At 71.5% G+C, this 22,054-nt stretch carries 22 protein-coding genes; 13 read left to right on the forward strand and 9 right to left on the reverse strand.

Annotation, left to right across the window (positions count from 1 at the left end):
* Positions 1–22 precede the first annotated feature (22 nt).
* The gene (gene hutI / locus ELQ39_RS19185; protein ID WP_242593009.1) at positions 23–1,225 is read left to right on the forward strand and encodes an imidazolonepropionase; all 1,203 of its coding nucleotides are present in this window, start codon (positions 23–25) and stop codon (positions 1,223–1,225) included.
* Between the two features lie 57 nt (positions 1,226–1,282).
* On the opposite strand, the gene ELQ39_RS19190 is transcribed toward hutI, so the two are convergent.
* A complete protein-coding gene (locus ELQ39_RS19190) occupies positions 1,283–2,200 on the reverse strand; it encodes a SigB/SigF/SigG family RNA polymerase sigma factor (RefSeq protein WP_190002745.1) in 918 nt (305 codons plus the stop codon).
* Between the two features lie 250 nt (positions 2,201–2,450).
* On the opposite strand from ELQ39_RS19190, the gene ELQ39_RS19195 reads away from it, so the two are divergent.
* Together ELQ39_RS19195 and ELQ39_RS19200 are read left to right on the forward strand one after the other, a co-directional pair.
* Positions 2,451–2,828, forward strand: a complete 378-nt coding sequence (locus ELQ39_RS19195) for an STAS domain-containing protein (protein ID WP_019522686.1) — start codon at positions 2,451–2,453, stop codon at positions 2,826–2,828.
* A 242-nt stretch (positions 2,829–3,070) separates the two neighbouring features.
* Complete coding sequence (locus ELQ39_RS19200) at positions 3,071–3,637, forward strand: ATP-binding protein (protein ID WP_190002744.1); 567 nt, start codon at positions 3,071–3,073, stop codon at positions 3,635–3,637.
* A gap of 671 nt (positions 3,638–4,308) precedes the next feature.
* Here the strand turns inward: ELQ39_RS19200 and ELQ39_RS19205 are convergent.
* A complete protein-coding gene (locus ELQ39_RS19205) occupies positions 4,309–5,805 on the reverse strand; it encodes an oligopeptide:H+ symporter (RefSeq protein WP_225644165.1) in 1,497 nt (498 codons plus the stop codon).
* 516 nt (positions 5,806–6,321) lie between these two features.
* Here ELQ39_RS19205 and ELQ39_RS19210 point away from each other — a divergent pair.
* Entirely contained in the window at positions 6,322–6,999 is a 678-nt protein-coding gene (locus ELQ39_RS19210) for a response regulator transcription factor (protein WP_019522689.1), read from the forward strand.
* Positions 7,000–7,034: 35 nt separating this feature from the next.
* Positions 7,035–8,309: an ATP-binding protein gene (locus tag ELQ39_RS19215; RefSeq protein ID WP_190002742.1), complete on the forward strand. Its 1,275-nt coding sequence runs from the start codon at positions 7,035–7,037 to the stop codon at positions 8,307–8,309.
* A 33-nt stretch (positions 8,310–8,342) separates the two neighbouring features.
* Here the strand turns inward: ELQ39_RS19215 and ELQ39_RS19220 are convergent, their stop codons facing one another.
* Positions 8,343–8,837 carry a GtrA family protein gene (locus ELQ39_RS19220; RefSeq protein ID WP_190003088.1) on the reverse strand — a complete coding sequence of 165 codons (495 nt, stop codon included), beginning with the start codon at positions 8,835–8,837 and terminating at the stop codon, positions 8,343–8,345.
* Between the two features lie 164 nt (positions 8,838–9,001).
* On the opposite strand from ELQ39_RS19220, the gene ELQ39_RS19225 reads away from it, so the two are divergent.
* The 4 genes from ELQ39_RS19225 (at position 9,002) to ELQ39_RS19240 (ending at position 13,111) form a co-directional block, all read left to right on the forward strand.
* Positions 9,002–10,141 carry a 5-(carboxyamino)imidazole ribonucleotide synthase gene (locus ELQ39_RS19225; protein WP_190002741.1) on the forward strand — a complete coding sequence of 380 codons (1,140 nt, stop codon included), beginning with the start codon at positions 9,002–9,004 and terminating at the stop codon, positions 10,139–10,141.
* On the forward strand, positions 10,138–10,662 hold the full coding sequence (purE, locus tag ELQ39_RS19230) for a 5-(carboxyamino)imidazole ribonucleotide mutase (protein WP_190002740.1): 525 nt from the start codon (positions 10,138–10,140) through the stop codon (positions 10,660–10,662). Before ELQ39_RS19225 ends, purE begins: the two co-directional genes overlap by 4 nt.
* Positions 10,663–10,676: 14 nt before the next feature.
* The gene (locus tag ELQ39_RS19235; protein WP_242593011.1) at positions 10,677–11,855 is read left to right on the forward strand and encodes a dipeptidase; all 1,179 of its coding nucleotides are present in this window, start codon (positions 10,677–10,679) and stop codon (positions 11,853–11,855) included.
* A gap of 128 nt (positions 11,856–11,983) precedes the next feature.
* The gene (locus ELQ39_RS19240; RefSeq protein WP_242593012.1) at positions 11,984–13,111 is read left to right on the forward strand and encodes a dipeptidase; all 1,128 of its coding nucleotides are present in this window, start codon (positions 11,984–11,986) and stop codon (positions 13,109–13,111) included.
* 18 nt (positions 13,112–13,129) lie between these two features.
* Here ELQ39_RS19240 and ELQ39_RS19245 read toward each other — a convergent pair whose 3' ends face one another.
* Together ELQ39_RS19245 and ELQ39_RS19250 are read right to left on the reverse strand one after the other, a co-directional pair.
* The gene (locus ELQ39_RS19245; protein WP_190002737.1) at positions 13,130–13,522 is read right to left on the reverse strand and encodes a VOC family protein; all 393 of its coding nucleotides are present in this window, start codon (positions 13,520–13,522) and stop codon (positions 13,130–13,132) included.
* Between the two features lie 26 nt (positions 13,523–13,548).
* Complete coding sequence (locus ELQ39_RS19250) at positions 13,549–13,908, reverse strand: VOC family protein (RefSeq protein WP_242593014.1); 360 nt, start codon at positions 13,906–13,908, stop codon at positions 13,549–13,551.
* A gap of 109 nt (positions 13,909–14,017) precedes the next feature.
* Here ELQ39_RS19250 and ELQ39_RS19255 point away from each other — a divergent pair, with 109 nt between their 5' ends.
* Positions 14,018–14,524 (forward strand): CGNR zinc finger domain-containing protein, encoded by a 507-nt coding sequence (locus tag ELQ39_RS19255; protein ID WP_242593016.1) that lies wholly within the window; start codon positions 14,018–14,020, stop codon positions 14,522–14,524.
* 103 nt (positions 14,525–14,627) lie between these two features.
* On the opposite strand, the gene ELQ39_RS19260 is transcribed toward ELQ39_RS19255, so the two are convergent.
* Positions 14,628–15,971, reverse strand: a complete 1,344-nt coding sequence (locus ELQ39_RS19260; protein WP_019527168.1) for a UDP-glucose dehydrogenase family protein — start codon at positions 15,969–15,971, stop codon at positions 14,628–14,630.
* A 195-nt stretch (positions 15,972–16,166) separates the two neighbouring features.
* Here ELQ39_RS19260 and ELQ39_RS19265 point away from each other — a divergent pair, with 195 nt between their 5' ends.
* Positions 16,167–17,324 carry an acyl-CoA dehydrogenase gene (locus ELQ39_RS19265; protein ID WP_242593017.1) on the forward strand — a complete coding sequence of 386 codons (1,158 nt, stop codon included), beginning with the start codon at positions 16,167–16,169 and terminating at the stop codon, positions 17,322–17,324.
* An 87-nt stretch (positions 17,325–17,411) separates the two neighbouring features.
* On the opposite strand, the gene ELQ39_RS19270 is transcribed toward ELQ39_RS19265, so the two are convergent.
* Both ELQ39_RS19270 and ELQ39_RS19275 read right to left on the reverse strand, forming a co-directional pair.
* Positions 17,412–18,056 carry a dihydrofolate reductase family protein gene (locus tag ELQ39_RS19270; protein WP_242593018.1) on the reverse strand — a complete coding sequence of 215 codons (645 nt, stop codon included), beginning with the start codon at positions 18,054–18,056 and terminating at the stop codon, positions 17,412–17,414.
* A gap of 80 nt (positions 18,057–18,136) precedes the next feature.
* Positions 18,137–19,300 (reverse strand): phospholipase D-like domain-containing protein, encoded by a 1,164-nt coding sequence (locus tag ELQ39_RS19275; protein WP_242593019.1) that lies wholly within the window; start codon positions 19,298–19,300, stop codon positions 18,137–18,139.
* A 180-nt stretch (positions 19,301–19,480) separates the two neighbouring features.
* Between ELQ39_RS19275 and ELQ39_RS19280 the strand changes: the two genes are divergently transcribed.
* A complete protein-coding gene (locus tag ELQ39_RS19280) occupies positions 19,481–19,846 on the forward strand; it encodes a four-helix bundle copper-binding protein (RefSeq protein WP_242593020.1) in 366 nt (121 codons plus the stop codon).
* Positions 19,847–19,908: 62 nt separating this feature from the next.
* Here ELQ39_RS19280 and ELQ39_RS19285 read toward each other — a convergent pair whose 3' ends face one another.
* Positions 19,909–21,174, reverse strand: a complete 1,266-nt coding sequence (locus ELQ39_RS19285; RefSeq protein ID WP_225644178.1) for an LCP family protein — start codon at positions 21,172–21,174, stop codon at positions 19,909–19,911.
* A 120-nt stretch (positions 21,175–21,294) separates the two neighbouring features.
* Between ELQ39_RS19285 and ELQ39_RS19290 the strand changes: the two genes are divergently transcribed.
* Positions 21,295–21,852, forward strand: coding sequence for an acyl-CoA thioesterase (locus ELQ39_RS19290; protein WP_190002728.1), 558 nt, complete (start codon positions 21,295–21,297; stop codon positions 21,850–21,852).
* Positions 21,853–22,054 lie beyond the last annotated feature (202 nt).

Here is a 22,054-nt window from a genome sequence, read left to right on the forward strand (position 1 = left end):
GCACGCGACCCGTGAGGACACCATGAGCGCCACCGTCATCACCAACATCGGCACGCTGGTCACCAACGACCCCTCCCTCCGCGCCCCGGACCCCCTCGGGCTGGTCCGGGACGCGGCCGTCGTCATCGAGGGCGACCGCGTCGTGTGGACCGGCGAGTCGGGCAAAGCACCCGCCACCGACAACCGGGTCGACGCGGGCGGCCGCGCGGTCCTGCCCGGCTTCGTGGACTCCCACTCCCACCTGGTGTTCGCGGGGGACCGCACCGAGGAGTTCAACGCCCGCATGTCGGGCCGCCCGTACAGCGCGGGCGGCATCCGCACCACCGTCGCCGCCACCCGCGCCGCGGGCGACGGGGAGCTGGAGGCCAACCTCACGCGCCACCTCGCGGAGGCGCTCCGCCAGGGCACCACGACCTTCGAGACCAAGTCCGGCTACGGACTGACCGTCGAGGACGAGGCGCGCGCCCTGCGCCTGGCCGCCCGCCACACCGACGAGGTCACCTTCCTCGGCGCGCACATCGTCGCCCCCGAGTTCGCCGACGACCCGGCCGGCTACGTCGCCCTGGTCACCGGCGAGATGCTGAACGCCTGCGCCCCGCACGCCCGTTGGATCGACGTGTTCTGCGAGAAGGGCGCCTTCGACGGCGACCAGGCCCGCGCGATCCTCACCGCCGGCAAGGCGAAGGGGCTGCACCCGCGTATCCACGCCAACCAGCTCTCGTACGGCCCCGGTGTGCAGCTGGCCGTCGAGCTGGACGCGGCCAGCGCCGACCACTGCACCCACCTCACCGACGCCGACGTGGACGCGCTGGCGAACAGCGCGACCGTCGCGACGCTGCTGCCCGGCGCGGAGTTCTCCACCAGGGCGGCCTGGCCGGACGCCAGGCGGCTGCTGGACGCGGGGGCGACCGTGGCGCTCTCCACCGACTGCAACCCCGGTTCGTCGTTCACCTCGTCGGTGCCGTTCTGCGTCGCGCTCGCCGTGCGGGACATGGGGATGACGCCCGACGAGGCCGTCTGGGCGGCCACCGCGGGCGGCGCGGCGGCGCTGCGGCGCACCGACGTGGGCCGGCTCGTCCCGGGCGCGTACGCGGACCTGGTGCTGCTGGACGCCCCCAGCCACGTGCACCTGGCCTACCGGCCGGGCGTCCCGCTGGTCACGGACGTGTGGCGCAGGGGCGTACGGGTGGTCCGGGAGGGCGCCGAAACGCCCTCGAACCCCTGAAGGGCGGCCCGGACCCTCCGGGCCGCCCTGCGGAGGACGGACGTCACGCGGCCGGGATCACTCCTCGACCGTGAGGCCCTTGCGCAGCTTCACCAGCGTCCGGGACAGCAGACGGGAGACGTGCATCTGGGAGATGCCGAGCTCCTCGCCGATCTCCGACTGGGTCATGCCGGCGACGAACCGCAGCGACAGGATCTTACGGTCCCGCGCGGGCAGTTCCGCGATCAGCGGCTTCAACGACTCGATGTACTCGATGCCTTCGAGCCCGTGGTCCTCGTAACCGATCCGGTCGGCCAGCGCGCCCTCGGCGTCGTCCTCCTCGGGCTGGGCGTCCAGGGAGGAGGCGGTGTACGCGTTCGACGCGGCCATGCCCTCGACGACCTCGTCGGTGGTGATGCCCAGCCGGTCCGCCAGCTCGGCCACCGTCGGCGCGCGGTCGAGCTGCTGGGCCAGTTCGTCACCGGCCTTGGCCAGGTCCAGCCGCAGCTCCTGCAGGCGGCGCGGTACGCGCACGGACCACGAGGTGTCGCGGAAGAAGCGCTTGATCTCGCCGATGATGGTCGGCATCGCGAAGGTGGGGAACTCCACACCCCGCGTGTGCTCGAAGCGGTCGATCGCCTTGATCAGGCCGATGGTGCCGACCTGGATGATGTCCTCCATGGGCTCGCTGCGGGAGCGGAACCGGGAGGCGGCGAACTTGACCAGGGCGAGGTTCAGTTCGACGAGCGTGGTGCGTACGTACGAGTACTCGTGACTGCCTTCGTCGAGCGACTCCAGGCGCTCGAACAGGGTCTTGGACAGGGCCCGGGCGTCGACCGGGCCCACCTCGTCGTACGGGGGGATCTCCGGGAGCCCGGCGAGTGGGCCGTCCTGGACGACTCCCAGGCCGTCCTGCTCGATGATGGGATCCAGATGTTCCGGAGGGGGTGTCGACGTCGCTTCTCGGGTAGGCGATGCGTCGAGCCGGGGTGACATGATGTCCTCCATCGTTCTCGGCATATGGCTGCCGAAGCCGATACGTGCACTGCGGTGTGCGGCGCCTCCAAAGCCGGCCGTGTCGGGTACGGGTCTTTACTAGCCCTATCGGCTGCTCGGAGCATGCCGCAAGTGCGTTCTGTTCGGTTATGTCCGTTTGTGCGTGATTGTTAGAGTGTCGATGCGTGGCCGGAAGGCGTAATGTTCGAGAGCGTCAGGAACAGCCACGACCTCGGGAGAGAGAGACGGCATGGACCGCGGGACGGTCGGCAGCGCACAGTCGGGCCGGCTTCTGGTCGAGGTGCGAGAAGAGGGCCCCAGTGCCGTCGTGACCCCGGCGGGTGAGTTGGACCACCACACCGCCGATCTGTTGCGGGAGCCACTGGAGGACTGTCTCGCCAAGGGTTTCAAGCGGCTTGTCATCGACTGCTCCCGGCTGGAGTTCTGTGACTCCACGGGGCTGAACGTGCTGCTGGGCGCCCGGCTGAAGGCCGAGGCGGGTGGCGGTGGGGTGGCCCTCGTGGGCATGCAGCCCGTCGTCGCGCGCGTGTTCGAGATCACGGGAGCGGACGCGGTGTTCGCCGTCCACGACACGCTCGAGGCGGCCCTGGCCGACGATTCGGCGTGATGCGGGCGGGCAGGCCCGGCGGGGCGGTCGTGCCGCCCCCGCCGACGGCGGGGGGTTCCCGGCGCGTCTTTTCGTGCGAATACGGGGGTGTTCCGTCGGACGGGTCGGGCAGGAGACTTCCTGTACGTCCCGGACGCGGTGGTCGGGAGGACGCCGAGAACCCTTCGGGCCGTCCGCGGGTGACCGGCCGCGTACGGAAGATTTCGCATTGTGAACTGGTGACACGGTGAGGTGAAGCGCTGATGAGCACCACCCGGCCCTATTCGCCGGGCGACCGCGGTCCGGAGCCCAGCGGCGCTTCCGGGGTGTCCGGGGGCGCTGCACCGGCCGCGGGTGTCCCGGACGGCGGCGTGGCCGCGCCGACCGCCGAGCCGGCGTCCCCTCCGGGGCCGCCCGCCGGCGCACTGGTGCGCCGGCTGAGCTTCGAGGACCAGAGCGGGGTCGTGCCGCTCGCCCGGGACTTCACGCGGCAGGCGCTGTACGACTGGGGCTGGCTGCCGGCCGCCACGGCGGACCGGCGGGCCGCCGCCGAGGACGTCCTGCTCGTCGTCTCCGAGCTGGTCACCAACGCGTGCCTGCACGCCGAAGGGCCGGACCTGCTGACCATCACCAGCGACCGCAAGGTGATCCGCCTCGAGGTCACCGACCGGGGCACGGGCCAGCCGTCCCCCCGCACACCCCACCGCGCGGGACGCCCCGGCGGCCACGGCATGTTCATCGTCCAGCGCCTCTGCCTCGACTGGGGCGTGCAGCGCACCCCCGACGTGGCGGGCAAGACGGTCTGGGCGGAACTCGGCACCCCGGCGTAGTCGCAGGCTCACCTCCCGGCACCCGGCACGCACCGGCCTCCAGGAACCGCAGAGGGTCCCTCGGAGGCCGCTCCCTTTCCGGCGGACAACCGCTGTACGAGCCTGAGCGCCCGCAAGACCCCGGGACCCGCCCGCACCCGCCCCGCGCCTTCCCAGGCCCCACCTGAGCCCCTTCCAGCCACCCCGGTCGCCCCAGCAGACCCCAGGCCCCCACGCAAGGGCGCGGGCAACTGCGCGACCGGCCCTGGACGGCCCGCACACGACGAAAGGCCCCCAGCCCAACGGCGCAGAACAGCGCGAACCCCCGCGCCCTGCGCAACCCCGCCTGCGCATCGGCGCCCCGCCAGGGGCGCGGGCAACTGCGCGACCGGCCCTGGACGGCCCGCATACGACGAAAGGCGCCCAGTCCAACGGCGCTGAACAGCGCGACCCCCCTGCCCCGCGCAACCTCGCCCGCGCATCGGCACCCCGCAAGGGGCGCGGGGAACTGCGCGACCGGCCCTGGACGGCCCGCACACGACGAAAGGCCCCCAGCCCAACGGCGCAGAACAGCGCGCCCCCCGCCCCGCGCACCACCCGCCGCGCCGAAGCGCGCCCCCACGCCCGAAGGGCCCCCAGCCGGATCGGCCGGGGGCCCTTCGTTCAAGGGTGCGGGATGCGTGGCGTCCGCGTCAGCGGACATCTCCCATCAGGGACTTCACCTTGTTGCGGTACATCCAGATCGCGAAGCCCGCCACGACCGCGAGGGCCGCCTCAAGGGCGACGATGCCCGTCTTGTTGAGGTCGACGCCCGCGATGGACAGCAGGCCCGTCGTGGCGTCGCCGGCGGTGACGGCGAGGAACCAGACGCCCATCATCTGCGAGGCGTACTTCGCGGGCGCCATCTTCGTGGTGACCGACAGGCCGACCGGGGAGAGCAGCAGCTCGCCGACGGTCTGGATGAAGTAGATCGCCACCAGCCACAGCGCGGCCGCCTTGTGACCGCCCTCGGCGATCGACAGCGGGGCGAGGAACAGGAAGAACGAGACGCCGACCAGCATCAGACCGGACGCGAACTTCACGATCGTGCTCGGCTCCTTGCCGCGCCGGTTCAGCGCGAGCCAGATCCAGGCGAAGACCGGGGCCAGCGCCATGATCAGCACCGGGTTGACCGACTGGTACCAGGAGACCGGGAAGTCCCAGCCGAGCACGCTGTTCTCGGCCGACGAGTCGGCGAAGATCGACAGGGTCGAGCCGCCCTGGTCGTAGATCATCCAGAAGATCGCCGCGGCGACGAAGAACCAGATGTACGCGGACATCTTCGACTGCTCGGTGCGGTCGAGGTCCTTGTCGCGCTTGATGCGCGCCAGCACCATCACCGGGATGATCACGCCGAGCAGGGTCAGCGGGACCAGGATCCAGTTCAGGGTGTAGTTGCCGGAGAAGCCGACGATCGCGTACGCCACGACGGCGATGCCCGCCCACAGCGCGGCCTTGCGCAGCGTGGAGACCTTCTCCTCGGCCGACAGCGGCTTCGGGACGACGCTGGACTGCGGGTCCAGGTGGCGGCTGCCCAGCAGGAACTGTGTGACGCCCAGACCCATGCCCAGCGCGGCGAGCGCGAAGCCCAGGTGCCAGTTGACGCTCTCGCCGATGGTGCCGATGATCAGCGGCGCGGCGAAGGCACCGAGGTTGATGCCCATGTAGAAGACGGTGAAGCCGCCGTCCCGGCGCGGGTCGTCCGGGCCCTGGTAGAGCTGGCCGACCATCGTGGAGATGTTGGCCTTCAGCAGACCGGAGCCGATCGCGACGAGGCCGAGGCCGCCGTAGAACGTGCCCGAGTAGGGCAGGGCCAGCGTCAGGTGGCCCAGCATGATGACGCCGCCGGCGACGGCGACGGTCTTGCGGGGGCCCCAGACCCGGTCGCCGAACCAGCCGCCGGGCATGGCGAGCAGGTACACCAGCGACAGGTACACCGAGTAGATGGCGGTGGCGGTGCCCGCGCTCAGACCGAGACCGCCCGGAGCGACGAGGTACAGCGGGAGCAGAGCCCTCATGCCGTAGTAGGAGAAACGCTCCCACATCTCGGTCATGAAGAGAGTGGCCAGTCCGCGGGGGTGGCCGAAGAAGGTCTTCTCGGAACCGGGGGTGCCCGGGGTGACCGAGTCCTTCGTCAGGCTGGACGCCATGGTCGTTCCTTGCTGTCGGGACGCGTCGCGCGAGACGGGTACGCGCCCGGTGGGGGTTGGCCGGCACCGGCGGGCCGTACCGTCCGCCCCACGCCTGGGGGGTGCCGCTCCGGATCACGGAGCGGCGGACGGCGACCACCGGGATCCACGCCCCCGCCGTGCGTCGACGCGCGGCGAAGGCCCGGCCACAGGTCATTCCTTCAGGGACCGGCAGCGTGTGCCGGCCCGCACACAAAAGAGACCTTCAGCGTCAACTGCCGCCGAAGGTCCCCGTGGTGCAACAGGCGTTGCTTCACCATACGGCAGGACACTGCCGGATATGGAAGGACTTGAGACGCGAATCACAGGTTTCGAAGGAACCGTGATCGCCTATTCGAAGGTCTGCTCAGCATCGCACCTCGCACCCGCAGGTCCGTACCAGGGGTCCGGGCGGTGAGAATCGGGTGAGACACCGGTAAGAACCGAGCCCGCCGATCACACCCCTGCGGCTCGGGCCACGGGTCTACCATCATCCGCATGACCCGTGTACTGCTCGCCGAGGACGACGCGTCCATCTCGGAGCCGCTGGCCCGCGCCCTGCGCCGGGAGGGCTACGAAGTCGAGGTGCGTGAGGACGGACCCGGCGCCCTGGACGCCGGAATGCAGGGCGGCGTCGACCTGGTCGTGCTGGACCTCGGGCTGCCGGGGATGGACGGCCTGGAGGTCGCCCGCCGGCTGCGCGCCGAGGGGCACACGGTCCCCCTGCTGATCCTCACCGCGCGCGCCGACGAGGTGGACACCGTCGTGGGCCTGGACGCGGGCGCCGACGACTACGTCACCAAGCCGTTCCGCCTCGCCGAACTGCTGGCCAGGGTCCGGGCCCTGCTGCGGCGCGGCGCCGCCGAGCCGCAGCAGCCGCCCGCCACCCACGGGGTGCGCATCGACGTCGAGTCGCACCGCGCGTGGATGGGCGACGAGGAGCTTCAGCTCACCGCCAAGGAGTTCGACCTGCTGCGGGTGCTGGTGCGCGACGCGGGCCGGGTGGTCACCCGCGACCAGCTGATGCGCGAGGTCTGGGACACCACCTGGTGGTCCTCCACCAAGACCCTCGACATGCACATCTCCTGGCTGCGCAAGAAGCTCGGCGACGACGCGGCCAACCCCCGCTACATCGCCACCGTGCGCGGCGTGGGCTTCCGTTTCGAGAAGAGCTGAACCCCCGCCGGGGTTCCGCCGCCGGGTAAGAGGACATGCGCCGCCGTCTGATCCAGTCCACGCTCGCCGTGGTCCTCGTCGTGATCGCCGTCTTCGGGGTCTCGCTGGTGATCGTCGAGACCCGCACCATCACCGAGACCGCCAAGGAGCGCGTGAAGTCCGAGGCGGTGCGGCTCGCCAGCATCGTCGACAGCCGTCTGCTCGTCGAGGACAAGGTCACCGCCGAGATCCTCGGCGACCAGATGCCCGACGACCGGTACGCCGTCGTCCGGATCCCCGGCAAGCCGCCCATCGAGGTCGGCTCCCAGCCGGACGGCGACGTCATCAGCGCCACGGCGCCCGGCGAGGAGGGCGAGACGGTCACCGTCCAGGAGCCGCGCTCCTCGGTGACCGAGGAGGTCGCCCGCACCCTGCTGATCATCGGCCTGGTGGCGCTGCTCGCGGTGATCGCGGCGGTGCTGCTGGCGATCCGGCAGGCCAACCGGCTCGCCTCCCCGCTGACCGACCTCGCCGAGACCGCCGAGCGCCTCGGCTCCGGCGACCCGCGCCCCCGCCACCGCCGCTACGGCGTCCCCGAACTGGACCGGGTCGCCGACGTGCTGGACGCCTCCGCCGAGCGCATCGCGCGCATGCTGACCGCCGAGCGGCGACTCGCCGCCGACGCCTCCCACCAGCTGCGCACCCCGCTCACCGCGCTGTCCATGCGGCTCGAGGAGATCACCGTCACCGACGACCCGGACACGGTCAAGGAGGAGGCGACGATCGCGCTCACGCAGGTGGAGAGGCTGACGGACGTCGTGGAGCGGCTGCTGACCAACTCCCGCGACCCGCGCACCGGCTCCGCCGTCACCTTCGACCTCGACGAGGTGATCAAGCAGCAGCTCGCCGAGTGGCGCCCCGCCTACCGCAGCGCCGGCCGGGCCATCGTCACCTCCGGCAAGCGGGACCTGCGGGCCGTCGGCACCCCGGGCGCGGTCGCCCAGGTGCTGGCCGCGCTGATCGAGAACTCGCTGATGCACGGCGGCGGCACGGTCGCCCTGCGCACCCGGGTCACCGGCAACCAGGTCGTCGTGGAGGTCACCGACGAGGGTCCGGGCGTGCCCGCCGAGCTGGGCTCGCGGATCTTCGAGCGGGCGATCAGCGGCCGCAACTCCACCGGGATCGGCCTGGCGGTCGCCCGCGACCTCGCGGAGGCGGACGGCGGCCGTCTGGAGATGCTCCAGGCCAAACCGCCCGTGTTCGGCCTGTTCCTCTCCAGCACGCCCCCGCGGAAGGACCCCGACGAGGAGACCCGCAGGACGGTCCGCTGAGACGCGCGGCGGTCGCACGGCGCGCGAGTGCCGCTACGGCACGCGCTGCCGGGGCCGCTCCCCGGCCCTTGTGGCGCCGCCGCCCGCCACGGGCTCCTCCCGCACCGGCAGGGCGCGGAACACCCACGAGCGGTAGGACCAGAAGCGGAACAGCGTCGCGATGCCGATGCCGAGGAACTTGAAGATGTTGCTCTGCAGGGAGCTGTCCCAGCCGAAGCCGTACGTCGCCGTGTAGAGCACGCCGTTCTCGATCACCAGGCCGATGACGCTGAACAGCAGGAACAGCGACATCTCGCGGGTGCGCCGGGACTTGTCGCGGTCCCGGTAGGTGAAGTACCGGAAGCCGACGTAGTTGAAGACGATCGCGACCACCGTGGCGATGACGCTCGCGCGCACCACCTGGAGGTCGGTCGCCTGACGGACCAGGTTGAACACACCGAGGTTGACCAGAACCCCGGCTCCCCCCACCGCGCCGAACTTGGCCACTTCGCGGAAGAGCCGCCGAAGCCCCGAGGAACCTTGTTCCATCGCCCACAGGCTCCCGTCGGTCGAGTGCGTCAACTCCGCCATGCTAACCACCCGCACGCGCGATCTTCCTGCGGACGCCGTGTCGCACGGGCATCATGTGCCCCTTCCGTCCCGGGGGACGGGCGGGAATCGGCCACCCTGGCGCGGGCGGATACCCTGGGGGCGTGACGTTCCCGGTAGTCGGCATGGTCGGCGGCGGTCAGCTCGCTCGTATGACACACGAGGCGGGCATCCCGCTCGGCATCAGGTTCAAGCTTCTCAGTGACACTCCGCAGGACTCCGCGGCCCAGGTGGTGAGCGACGTCGTCGTCGGCGACTACCGCGACCTGGACACGCTGCGCGACTTCGCACGCGGCTGCGACGTGATCACCTTCGACCACGAGCACGTGCCCACCGAGCACCTGCGGGCCCTGGAGGCCGACGGCGTGCCCGTCCGCCCCGGGCCCGAGGCGCTGGTGCACGCCCAGGACAAGGGCGTGATGCGCGCGAAGCTCGACGCGATCGGCATCCCGTGCCCGCGCCACCGCATCGTGTCGGATCCGGCCGATGTGGCGGCGTTCGCGGCGGAGGGCGAGGGCTTCCCCGTCGTCCTCAAGACCGTCCGGGGCGGGTACGACGGCAAGGGCGTGTGGGTCGTGGACTCCGCCGAGGAGGCCGCCGAGCCGTTCAAGGCCGGGGTGCCCGTGCTCGCCGAGGAGAAGGTCGACTTCGTGCGCGAGCTGGCCGCCAACGTGGTCCGCTCCCCGCACGGCCAGGCCGTCGCCTACCCGGTCGTGGAGTCGCGGCAGGTCAACGGCGTGTGTGACACCGTGATCGCGCCCGCGCCCGACCTCGACGAGGAGCTCGCGCTGAAGGCCGAGGAGATGGCGCTGACCATCGCCAAGGAGCTCGGCGTGGTCGGCCACCTCGCGGTGGAGCTGTTCCAGACCCATGACGGCCGCATCCTCGTCAACGAACTCGCGATGCGCCCGCACAACTCCGGCCACTGGTCCATGGACGGCGCGATCACCTCGCAGTTCGCCAACCACGTCCGCGCCGTCCTCGACCTCCCGCTCGGCGACCCGCGCCCGCGCGCGAAGTGGACGGTCATGGTCAACGTCCTCGGCGGTGACTACCCGGACATGTACTCGGCGTACCTGCACTGCATGGCGCGCGACCCCCAGCTGAAGATCCACATGTACGGCAAGGACGTGAAGCCCGGCCGCAAGGTCGGTCACGTGAACACCTACGGCGACGACCTGGACGACGTGCTGGAGCGCGCCCGTCACGCAGCCGGCTACCTGAGAGGCACGATCACCGAATGAGTCCAGTCGTTGGCATCGTCATGGGGTCGGACTCCGACTGGCCCGTCATGGAGGCGGCGGCCAAGGCCCTCGACGAGTTCGAGATCGCCTACGAGGTCGACGTCGTCTCCGCGCACCGCATGCCCCGCGAGATGATCACCTACGGCGAGCAGGCCGCGGACCGCGGGCTCAAGGTGATCATCGCGGGCGCGGGCGGCGCCGCCCATCTGCCCGGAATGCTCGCCTCCGTGACCCCGCTGCCCGTCATCGGCGTGCCCGTGCCGCTGAAGTACCTCGACGGCATGGACTCGCTGCTGTCCATCGTGCAGATGCCGGCCGGTGTGCCCGTGGCCACCGTCTCCGTCGCCGGCGCGCGCAACGCGGGCCTGCTCGCAGCCCGCATCCTCGCCGCCCACGACGAGGAACTGCTGGGCCGCATGAAGGAGTTCCAGCAGGAGCTGAACGACCAGGCGACCGAGAAGGGCAAGCGGCTGCGGGCCAAGGCCGAGGGGTCCGGCACCGGTTTCGGCTTCGGCAAGTGAGCGGGGTTGCCGGTATGACCTCTCTGGACGACGCCCGCGCCCTGCTCGCCGACTTCCCCGTCGTCGACGGGCACAACGACCTGCCCTGGGCGCTGCGCGAACAGGTCTCCTACGACCTCGACGCCCGCGACATCGCCGGCGACCAGTCCGCCCATCTGCACACCGACATCCCCCGGCTGCGCGCCGGGGGCGTCGGGGCGCAGTTCTGGTCGGTGTACGTCCGCGCCGACGCCCCCGACCCGGTGCCGGCCACGCTGGAACAGATCGACTGCGTACGGCAGTTGCTGGACCGGCATCCGCGGGACCTGGCGCCCGCGCTGACCGCCGCCGACATGGAGGCCGCGCGCCGGGAGGGCCGTATCGCCTCCCTCATGGGCGCGGAGGGCGGCCACTCCATCGCCAACTCCCTCGGCACGCTGCGGGGGTTGTACGACCTCGGGGTGCGCTATCTGACCCTCACCCACAACTTCAACGTGGCGTGGGCCGATTCGGCGACCGACGAGCCCGGCGTGGGCGGCCTCACGGCCTTCGGCCGTGAGGTGGTGCGGGAGATGAACCGGCTCGGCATGCTGGTCGACCTCTCCCACGTCGCCGCCACGACCATGCGGGACGCGCTGGACACCAGCACCGCGCCGGTGATCTTCTCCCACTCCTCGGCCCGCGCGGTCTGCGACCACCCGCGCAACATCCCCGACGACGTGCTGGAGCGGCTGCCCGCCAACGGCGGCGTCGCGATGGTGACGTTCGTGCCGAAGTTCGTGCTCCAGGCCGCCGTCGACTGGACGGCCGCCGCCGACGAGAACCTGCGCGCCCACGGCTTCCACCACCTCGACACCAGCCCCGAGGCGATGAAGCTGCACCGCGCCTTCGAGGAGAGCCGCCCGCGGCCCGTCGCCACGGTGGCCACGGTCGCCGACCACCTCGACCACATGCGCGAGGTCGCCGGCGTCGACCACCTGGGCATCGGCGGCGACTACGACGGCACGGCCTTCACACCCGACGGCCTGGACGACGTCTCCGGCTACCCCCGGCTGATCGCCGAGCTGCTGGACCGCGGCTGGTCCCGCGCCGACCTGGCCAAGCTGACCTGGCAGAACGCGGTCCGCGTGCTCGGCGCCGCCGAGGACGTGGCCCGTGACCTGCGCGCCACGCGCGCGCCGTCCAACGCCACCATCGAGGCGCTCGACGGCTGACCGGCGGACGCGGCGCAAGGGGGCGGGCGTCCCGCCGTACCCCGAACGCCGCGTTCACCAGGAAGCCCGCGGGTGCTCCGTGCGACGGTGACCGTACCGCCCGAGGTCACGACGTACGGAGCCCCGTTATGGCCGATCTCCAGGACGACCTGCATACCGCCGCCGAGGTGGGCCGTGCCGACGAGCCGTACCCGCAGGAGGCGGTCGTCGTCGGGCCGGAGGAGTACCGGCCGGTCTCCGACCCGGACGACGCCCCCCTCGACCGCGCGCGGGCCGTCCTCGCCGCCCACCCCGTCTGCGACGGCTACAGCGGCCTGCCGTGGACGCTGCGCGGACTGCCCTGGTACGACCTCGACCTGGGGGAGAGCGCCGTCGACACGGACCTGCCGCGGCTGCGCCAGGGGCAGGTCGGCGCCGTGTTCTGGTCGCTGCACCTGCCCGACGGCCACGACGACGGCCGGGCGCTCACCACGACCCTGGAGCAGCTGGACCTGGCGCAGGGGGTCGTCGCCGCCCACGACGCGGGGCTGCGGCCCGCCCGCACCGCCGGGGAGGTCGTCGACGCCCGCAACTGCGGCCGGGTCGCCGTGCTCTTCGGCCCCGCGGGCGCGCCCGCCCTCGGCGACTCCCTGAGCGTTCTGCGCTCCCTGCACGCCCTCGGCGTCCGGGTGCTCACCCTCACCGGCACCTCCTGGGCGGGCCCGTCCGGGCTGACCCGCTTCGGCGAGGAGGTCGTGCGGGAGATGAACCGGCTCGGCATGGTCGCCGACCTCTCCTACGCCTCCGCCCCCACGATCCGCCGGGCCCTCGTGGTCTCCAAGGCGCCGGTGCTGTTCACCCGCTCGGGCGCCCGCGACCTGCGTCCGCACCCGGCCAACCTGCCCGACGACCTGCTCGCGGCGGTGGGCGAGGCGAAGGGGCTGTGCCTGGTGCCGCTCACCGCCGAACAGGCCGGCCCGACCGTCCGCGACGTCGCCGACCACCTCGACCACGTCCGCACCGTCGCCGGCCCGGAATCCGTGGGCCTCTCCGGCACGTACGACACGGGCAGCGCCCACCCGCAGGAACTGCGCGATCCGTCCTGCTACCCCCGCCTGATCGCGGAACTCCTCCGCCGAGGCTGGGAGGAGTCGGACGTAGCCCTCCTGACCTGGGGGAACGTCCAACGGGTTCTCCGCGCCACCGCCTTCACGTCCCACACGGCCCAACAACGCCGCAAGCCGTCGACGGCGACGATCGTCACCCTCGACGGCTGAACCCGGCTCCGAGCGGGCCTACGGCTGCTCGATGCGGCACAGACAGAAGGGGTGGCCCGCCGGGTCGGCGTAGACGCGGAAGTCCTTCTTCTCGTAGTCCTCGCGGTCCAGGACGCGGGCCCCGAGGGCCAGCACCTTCTCCTCCGCCGCGTCGACCTCGTCCCAGGTACCGCCCGCGTCGAAGTCCAGGTGGAACTGCTGGGAGTCGTGGTCGGCGGCCGGCCAGGCCGGCGGGGCGTAGCCGGGGGCGCGCTGGAAGGCGAGGCGGGGGCCCGAGGGCACCTGGAGGACCACCCAGTCCTCGTCCTCCGCCACGGGCGTGCCGCCGGCGACGGCCGCGTAGAAGACCGCCAGCTCACTCGGGTCGGGGCAGTCCAGGACGACACTGCGCAGTCGTGCCACGGGGGCCATCGGTTCCTCCATGTCTCGTCAGGCTCTCAGCAGGCGCACAGGCAGAACGGGTGCCCGGCCGGGTCCGCGTAAACCCGGAAGGTCCTCGCGCGGTCCTCCGTGTCCAGCGGCTTCGCGCCCAGCGCCAGGACCTCCTTCTCGGCCGCGTCCAGGTCCTCGACGGTCAGGTCGAGGTGGAACTGCTGGGAGCGGTCGGCCGTGGGCCACCGCGGGGGGACATGGTCCTCGGCCCGCTGGAAGGCCAGCGTCGGGCCGTCGGGGACCGCCAGGTCCACCCAGTCGCCCTCGCCCTCCGGCGTGCCGCCCACGACACCGGCGTAGAAACCGGCCAGGGTGTGCGGGTCCGGACAGTCCAGGACGACGGCGCCCACCTTCGCTACGGACATGACTGCCTCCTCGTGTTACCGCCTGAAGCGGCCTACAGGTAACCGTTACCGCATGCTGCCGCAGAGCCGGTAACCTCGCAAGGAGATTTCGGAAAGGTACCGTCGCGTCATGAGCGAGAGAGCGGCCCCGCCGGGGCGGCTGACCCTGGTCCACGACCTCGTCAACACGGTGGACCTCGCCACCGGCGCCGACGCACTGGACACCCCCGAGGGCCGCGCGCCCTTCGGGCTCACCGAGGACACCGTCGACGACGCCCGCGACCTGCGCGAGTCGCTGCGGGCCACGCTTCTCGCGCACGCCGGCCACCCCGCCCACCGTCCGGTCGTCCCGCTCGGCGACCTGCTCGCCCGTGCGCCCCTGGTGGTCACGGTCGACCCCGCCGACGGCTCCGCCGCCCTCGCGCCGGTCGACGACGGGCCGCTGCTCTCCCGGGTCGCCGCCGCCGTCGCCGAGGCGGTCACGGCCGGCACCTGGCAGCGCCTCAAGGCGTGCGAGTCCCCGGCCTGCCACTGGGCCTACTACGACCGCAGCCCCGCCGGACGCGGCCGCTGGTGCTCCATGCGGGTGTGCGGGGCCCGCGAGAAGATGCGCCGGTACCGGGCGAAGCAGGGGTAGTCCCGGCACGTTCGCGCCCGTTGGGGCAGAATGCAACACGACGCCGGTTCGGCCGACTGAGCCTCGGCCGAACCGGCGTCACCCTTCGCGCGGGAAGCGCGTCTCAGGCCCCGGGGCGTCCCATCGCCCGGAAGCGCCAGCCGGCCCGCCGCCACGCCTCCGCGTCGAGCGCGTTGCGCCCGTCCAGCACGACCCGCTCGGCCGCGACCTCGCCCAGCTCCGCCGGGTCCAGCTCGCGGAACTCCTGCCACTCCGTCAGGTGCAGCACCACATGGGCGCCGCGCACCGCCTCCAGCGCCGAGTCGGCGTACCCGAGCGTGGGGAAGATCCTGCGGGCGTTGTCCATGCCCTTCGGGTCGTAGACCGTGACCTGGCCGCCCTGGAGGTGGATCTGCCCGGCCACGTTCAGCGCGGGCGAGTCGCGGACGTCGTCCGAGTCGGGCTTGAACGTCGCGCCCAGCACCGCCACCCGCTTGCCGAGGAACGGCCCGCCGCCCAGCTCCTGCCGGGTCAGCTCCACCATCCGCCCGCGCTGGCGCATGTTGATCGAGTCGATCTCGCGCAGGAACGTCAGCGCCTGGTCCGCGCCCAGCTCGCCGGCGCGCGCCATGAACGCCCGGATGTCCTTCGGCAGACAGCCGCCGCCGAAGCCGATCCCGGCCCGCAGGAACTTCCGGCCGATCCGGTCGTCGTACCCGATCGCCTCGGCCAGCTTGGCGACGTCGCCGCCGGTGGCCTCGCACAGCTCCGCCATCGCGTTGATGAACGAGATCTTCGTGGCGAGGAAGGAGTTCGCGGACGTCTTCACCAGCTCCGCCGTCGGGAAGTCCGTCACGACGAACGGCGAGCCCTCCTCGACCGGCGTGGCGTACACCTCGCGCAGCAGCTTCTCCGAACGCTCGCTGCGCACGCCCACCACGATCCGGTCCGGGTGCAGGGTGTCCTGCACCGCGAAGCCCTCGCGCAGGAACTCCGGGTTCCAGGCCAGCTCCGCGTCCGCCCCGGCCGGCGCGTGCTCGGCGAGGTAGGCGGCCAGCCGGTCGGCCGACCCGACGGGCACCGTCGACTTGCCGACGACCAGCGCGGGGCCCTTGAGATGCGGGGCGAGCGAGGCGATCGCCGAGTCGACGTACGACATGTCACAGGCGTACTCGCCGTGCCGCTGCGGGGTGTTCACACAGACGAAGTGGACGTCGCCGAACTCGCCCAGCTCGGCCCAGTCCATGGTGAACCGCAGCCGGCCGGTCGAGCCCTCGATCCCGGCCACGTGCCGGCGCAGCAGCTCCTCGAGTCCCGGCTCGTACATCGGGACCTCGCCGCGGCGCAGCTTGTCGATCTTCTCGGGCACCACGTCGAGGCCCATCACCTCGAAGCCCAGCTCGGCCATGGCCGCGGCGTGGGTCGCGCCGAGATAACCGGTGCCGATCACGGTGATCTTGAGGGCCATGGGGGTGCTCCAGAGGTCTGCGGCAGGCACGTGCGCGCCCGAGCATATCCGGGGCGCCCGTACGCCCCCCGTCAGGTTGTTCTCCCGCTGTCGCCCAGCTCACCTATCCACGACCGTGGGCGAAGGCCTAACATTTGAGTTACTTAACGGTAGTTAGCGTGACCAGCATCGCAGCGTTTTGGAGCGTGAGAGACCTTGGCCGGATCGGCTGACTTCGACCTGTACCGCCCGTCCGAGGAGCACGACATGCTCCGGGACGCCGTCCGCTCGCTGGCCGAGGCGAAGATCGCGCCGCACGCCGCCGCGGTGGACGAGGAGGCCCGCTTCCCCCGCGAGGCCCTGGACGCGCTGACCGCGAACGACCTGCACGCCGTGCACGTGCCCGAGGAGTACGGCGGCGCCGGCGCCGACGCGCTCGCCACGGTCATCGTGATCGAGGAGGTGGCCCGCGTCTGCGCGTCGTCCTCCCTCATCCCCGCCGTGAACAAGCTGGGCTCGCTGCCGGTCATCCTCTCCGGCTCCGAGGCGCTGAAGAAGAAGTACATGGCCCCGCTCGCCAAGGGCGAGGCGATGTTCTCGTACTGCCTGTCCGAGCCGGACGCCGGTTCCGACGCCGCCGGCATGAAGACCCGCGCCGTCCGCGACGGCGACTTCTGGGTGCTCAACGGCGTGAAGCGCTGGATCACCAACGCCGGTGAGTCCGAGTTCTACACGGTCATGGCCGTCACCGACCCGGAGAAGCGCTCCAAGGGCATCTCCGCCTTCGTCGTGGAGAAGTCCGACCCGGGCGTCTCCTTCGGCGCCCCGGAGAAGAAGCTCGGCATCAAGGGCTCGCCCACCCGCGAGGTCTACCTGGACAACGTCCGCATCCCCGCCCACCGCATGATCGGCGAGGAGGGCACCGGTTTCGCCACGGCGATGAAGACCCTGGACCACACCCGCATCACCATCGCCGCGCAGGCCCTCGGCATCGCCCAGGGCGCCCTCGACTACGCCAAGGGCTACGTCAAGGAGCGCAAGCAGTTCGGCAAGCCGATCGCCGACTTCCAGGGCGTGCAGTTCATGCTCGCCGACATGGCCATGAAGATCGAGGCCGCCCGCCAGCTGACGTACGCGGCCGCGGCGAAGTCCGAGCGGAACGACAGCGACCTGACCTTCCAGGGGGCCGCCGCCAAGTGCTTCGCCTCCGACGTCGCCATGGAGGTCACCACGGACGCCGTCCAGCTCCTCGGCGGCTACGGCTACACCCGTGACTACCCGGTCGAGCGCATGATGCGCGACGCCAAGATCACCCAGATCTACGAGGGCACCAACCAGGTCCAGCGCATCGTGATGGCGCGCAACCTGCCGTAACCGAGGTCGGCCCCGCACGAGGGCGCCCGGGAGATCCCGGGCGCCCTCGTGCGTCGTCCGGCCCTGTCACCGGCCCCCGTGCCCCGCTCACCTGCGCCAGAAGAGGTGGTGCGTCACACCGCTCGGGCTGGGCACGGCCTCCATGTGGTACCGGTCGAGCAGGTCCTCCGGGGAGTCCCACAGACGCAGCCCGGAGCCCAGCTTCACCGGCGACACCGCCACGTGCAGGGTGTCCACCAGACCCGCGTCGAGGAACTGCCGCACGGTGGTGACCCCGCCGCCGAGCCGGACGTCCCTGTCGTCCGCCGCCTCCCGCGCCAGCTCCAGCACCCGCTCCGGGGTGCCGTCGACGAAGTGGAACGTGGTGTCGGACAGCGTGAACGACGGACGCGGATGGTGGGTCATCACGAACACCGGCGTGCGGAACGGCGGCTCGTCCCCCCACCAGCCCCGCCACTCGTGGTCCTGCCAGGGCCCGCGCTGAGGCCCGAACTTGTTGCGCCCCATGATCTCGGCGCCGATGTTGTTCCTGAAATCACGGGTGAAGTAGTCGTCGAGGCCCCGGGTCCCGCCGGGGTCGGTGCGGTTGGGCCAGCTCGCGGTCGCCCCCGCCCAGGCGAACATCCTGCCGGGGTCCACATGGCCGAAGGGGCGCTCGAGGCTCTGGTCCTCGCCCGCGCCGATCCCGTCGGCCGAGACGTTGAAGTTCTGTACGCGCAGCAGCTGAGGCACTGTCTCTCCTGACCTGGTCTCTCCTGACCTGGCTGACAGGGGGTGGACTCCCCGCGCCGGCGGAACTCATCGCCGCCGGCCTACAGAAATCGCCGGATCGGAGTGACGGCCGCCTCGGCGAGGCGTGCGGCCAGCGGGCGGCGCCGCCAGCGGACCGGGTCGACGGCCTCGCTCTGCTTGCGGTCGTTGTCGAAGTCGTCGTCGAGCTGTGCGGTGAAATGCTCGTCGAGAACGGCCAGCATGACCTCCTCGTCGTGCTCCAGCGAGCGGCGGTTGAAGTTGGTCGAGCCGATCAGGGAGCAGACGCCGTCCACCGTGATGATCTTCGTGTGGAGCATGGTCGGCTGGTACTCCCGCACCTCCACGCCCGCGTCCACCAGCGTCTGGTAGTGGCGGCGCCCGGCCAGCAGACAGGCGCGCTGGTCGGTGTGCGGCCCGGGCAGCAGGATCTCCACCTTCACGCCCCGGCGGGCGGCGGCCGCCAGCAGGTCGACGAAGTACTCGTCCGGCGCGAAGTACGCCGTGGACAGCCGGAACCGTTCCTGCGCCGAGGTGATCACCACGCGCAGCAGGGTCTGCATGTCCTGCCAGCCGAAGCTGGCCGAGCCGCGCACCACCTGCACCGTGGCGTTGCCGGGCTGCTCCTGCGGGGTGAAGCGGTCGCACTCGTCGTACAGCTCGTCGTGGCACTCGGCCCAGTTCTGGGCGAAGGCCGCCGCGATGCCGTCCACGGCCGGGCCCCTGACCCGCACATGCGTGTCGCGCCACTCCTCGGGGTTGCGGGCGTCGCCGCACCACTCCTGCGCGATGCCCACCCCGCCGGTGAAGGCGGTGTGCTCGTCGGTGACGAGCACCTTGCGGTGGCAGCGGTGGTTCTGCCGCATCGGCGACAGCCGGGTCGGCTTGCGGAACCACGCCACGTGGACGCCGGCCTCCTCCATGGCCTCCAGCAGCTCCGGCTCTATCTCCTTGGCGCCGAAGCCGTCCAGCAGCAGCCGCACCCGGACGCCCGCGCGGGCCCGCTCGGCCAGCGCCTCCGCGAACTCGCGCGCGATGTCGCCCCGCCAGTAGACGAACGTCATCATGTCGACCGTGTGCTCCGCGGCGCGGACCGCCTCCAGCATCGCCGGGAAGATCTCGTCGCCGTTGCGCAACGGCACGAGTTCGTTGCCCTCGGTCGCCGCGATGCCGATGAGCCGCTCCAGCCGTCTGCGCAGCCGGTGACGTTCCGTCCGTGCCGTCATGGTCCTCTCCCCTGTCCGTCCTGCGATCGCCCCCTCGGCGCCGCGGTCACCGGCGCCACCCTTCCTGGTTGCCCCTCCGGGCCCGGCCAAGCAGCGTCCTGTGGTGGTCATGGACACAGGGGCGTAGGACGGGTGGTGCGAGGGCCGAACGCCGGTCCTCGCCGGACCCTGGGAGGAACCATGACCCAGCAGCAGCCGGCCACGGAACCGCTGACCAAGGAGATGCAGGAGTGCATCCAGGCGTGCATGGCCTGTCACGGCGTGTGCGAGGAGGCCATGAGCGCGTGTCTGCAGAGGGGCGGCGAGGCCCAGACGCGGATCATGCGGGCGCTCCTCGACTGTTCGGAGATGACCCGCATGTGCGCGGACATGATGATGCGGCGCTCCCCGCTGCACAACGAGATGTGCATGATGTGCGCGCAGGCCTGCGACCTGTGCGCGGAGGCGTGCATGTCGATGCCGGAGGACGAGCTGATGACGCGGTGCGCCGAGTCGTGCCGCCGCTGCTCCGAGATGTGCCGTGCGATGGCGGGCGCCCCGATGTGACGTCCACCGCCGGACATGCGTGAGGGCACCCCCGCCCGGGGTGCCCTCACGCATGTCCGGTGTCAGTCGCCCGTGACGGTCACCTTCTCGTCGTTGTTCAGCTGGTTGACCAGCTGCTTCACCTTGTCCTTGTCCCACAGCAGGTTGCCGCCGCTGGAGCCGGCGAGCGGCATGTTCATCGAGGTGCCCTCGCCGCCGCTGACGCCCTTCATCGACCAGAACATGTCGGCCAGGTCGAACAGGCCCATCTCCTTGTCGACGATCAGGGAGTCCAGTCCCGCGCCCATCGTGGGGTAGAGGCGGAACGGGTTGAGCACCGTGCCCGGGGTGGCCACCTGGTTGGCCAGGGCGGACAGGAACTTCTGCTGGTTCTTGGTGCGGTCCAGGTCGGAGCCGGCCAGCGCGTAGCGGGTGCGGACGAAGGCGAGCGCCTCCTCGCCGTTCAGGGTCTGCTTGCCCTTCTTGAGGTCGGCGCCGGACTTGGTGTCCTTGATGTCCTGCGGGATGTCGATCTCCACGCCGCCGGCCGCGTCCACGATGTTCGCGAAGCCGGCGAAGCCGATCTCCACGTAGTGGTCGATGTGCAGGCCGGTGTTGAACTCCACCGTGCGCACCAGCAGCTCGGGGCCGTCCTCGGCGTACGCGGCGTTCAGCTTCACCTGGCGGCCGGTGCCCTGGTAGATCTTCCCGGATTCGGAGCCCTTGAAGGTCGGGATCTCCACGTTCGAGTCACGGGGCAGCGAGATGAGGGTCGGGCCGTTGCCGCCGGTGTGCAGGATCATCATCGAGTCCGTGCGCTTGCCCTCGGAGGACCCGGTGCGCAGCCGCTTCTTGTCCTCGTCGGACAGGCCCTCACGGCTGTCGGAGCCGACGATGAGGTAGTTGGTGCCCTCGCCCTTCTCGGGCCGCTCGATCACCTTCGACAGGTCGACCTCGCGGTTGAGCTTGGAGTCGGCCCAGAAGTACGTGGCGACGGTGGTGACGAACAGCACGGTCACCAGGGTGATCGCCGTCCACTTGATACGGCGCCGCCAGTCGGGCGCGGGGCGCTGCGGACCGTGGCCGTCACCGCCGCCGCGTCCGCCACCGCCGTACACCTGGCCCGTGTTGTAGCCGCTGTCGTAGTCGTCGTAGCCGCCGCTGCCGCGGCCGTCGACGTACTGGGGCTGCTGCGGGACCCCGCCGTAGGCGCCCTGCCCGGGAGGGGCCGGCCGACCCCGCCGGACCTGCCGCATGACACGGGCGCTCTCGGGCTGTGCGCTCGCGCTCCCGCGTCCGTAGCGGCCGCCGCGGTTGTCGTCGGACCATGCCTCGGGCCAATCATTCATGGCAGACAGTGTGCAGGTCCGCCGGGGCAGCCGTACAAGGGTCGTCGGAAAATCAGAGCGCCGCTGTTGCGAAGCTGACACAAAACAACCGCTTGCGGACCTCGGCATAAGGTGGAGGCCATGACAGACCAGGCCCCTGCCGCGCAGACGGACAGTCCGGAGATCCCGGGCAAGCCCGTCTCGGCGTCCCGCACCACCCTCAGCCACATCATGACCCACAACGACACCAATCTTCTGGGCACCGTGCACGGCGGGGTGATCATGAAACTGGTCGACGACGCGGCGGGCGCCGTCGCCGGCCGGCACTCCGGAGGGCCGGCCGTGACGGCCTCCATGGACGAGATGGCGTTCTTCGAGCCGGTGCGCGTGGGTGACCTTGTTCACGTCAAGGCCCAGGTCAACTGGACCGGCCGGACGTCGATGGAGGTCGGGGTGCGGGTGCTGGCCGAACGCTGGAACGAGTCCACGCCGGCCACGCACGTCGGCTCCGCCTACCTCGTCTTCGCCGCGGTCGACGCCGACGGCAAGCCCCGGCGGGTGCCCCCGGTCCTCCCCGAGAGCGACCGCGACCGCCGCCGCTACCAGGAGGCGCAGATCCGCCGCACCCACCGCCTCTCCCGCCGCCGCGCGATCCTGGAACTCCGCGAGAAGCGCGCGGCGGAGGGCTTCGACGACTGACGCAGCCACCTTCTGCGGCGTCTGCGGCACCGCTCGCCGCCGAGCGCTCGGGACCATGAGGGCGTTGGCCTCCTCTCTGCCCGGCCGCCGGGCACGCTGCCGTGGGCAGGCGCCGGCGACTCCCCGCCCAGGGCCCGGGACTGCCCGACGGTACGGCCGAGGGGCGCGGGGCCAAGGTCGTCGGCGGCCCGGAGGGTGAGCG

It is taken from the genome of Streptomyces sp. GB4-14 (assembly GCF_022696125.1).
Lineage (GTDB): Bacteria > Actinomycetota > Actinomycetes > Streptomycetales > Streptomycetaceae > Streptomyces > Streptomyces werraensis.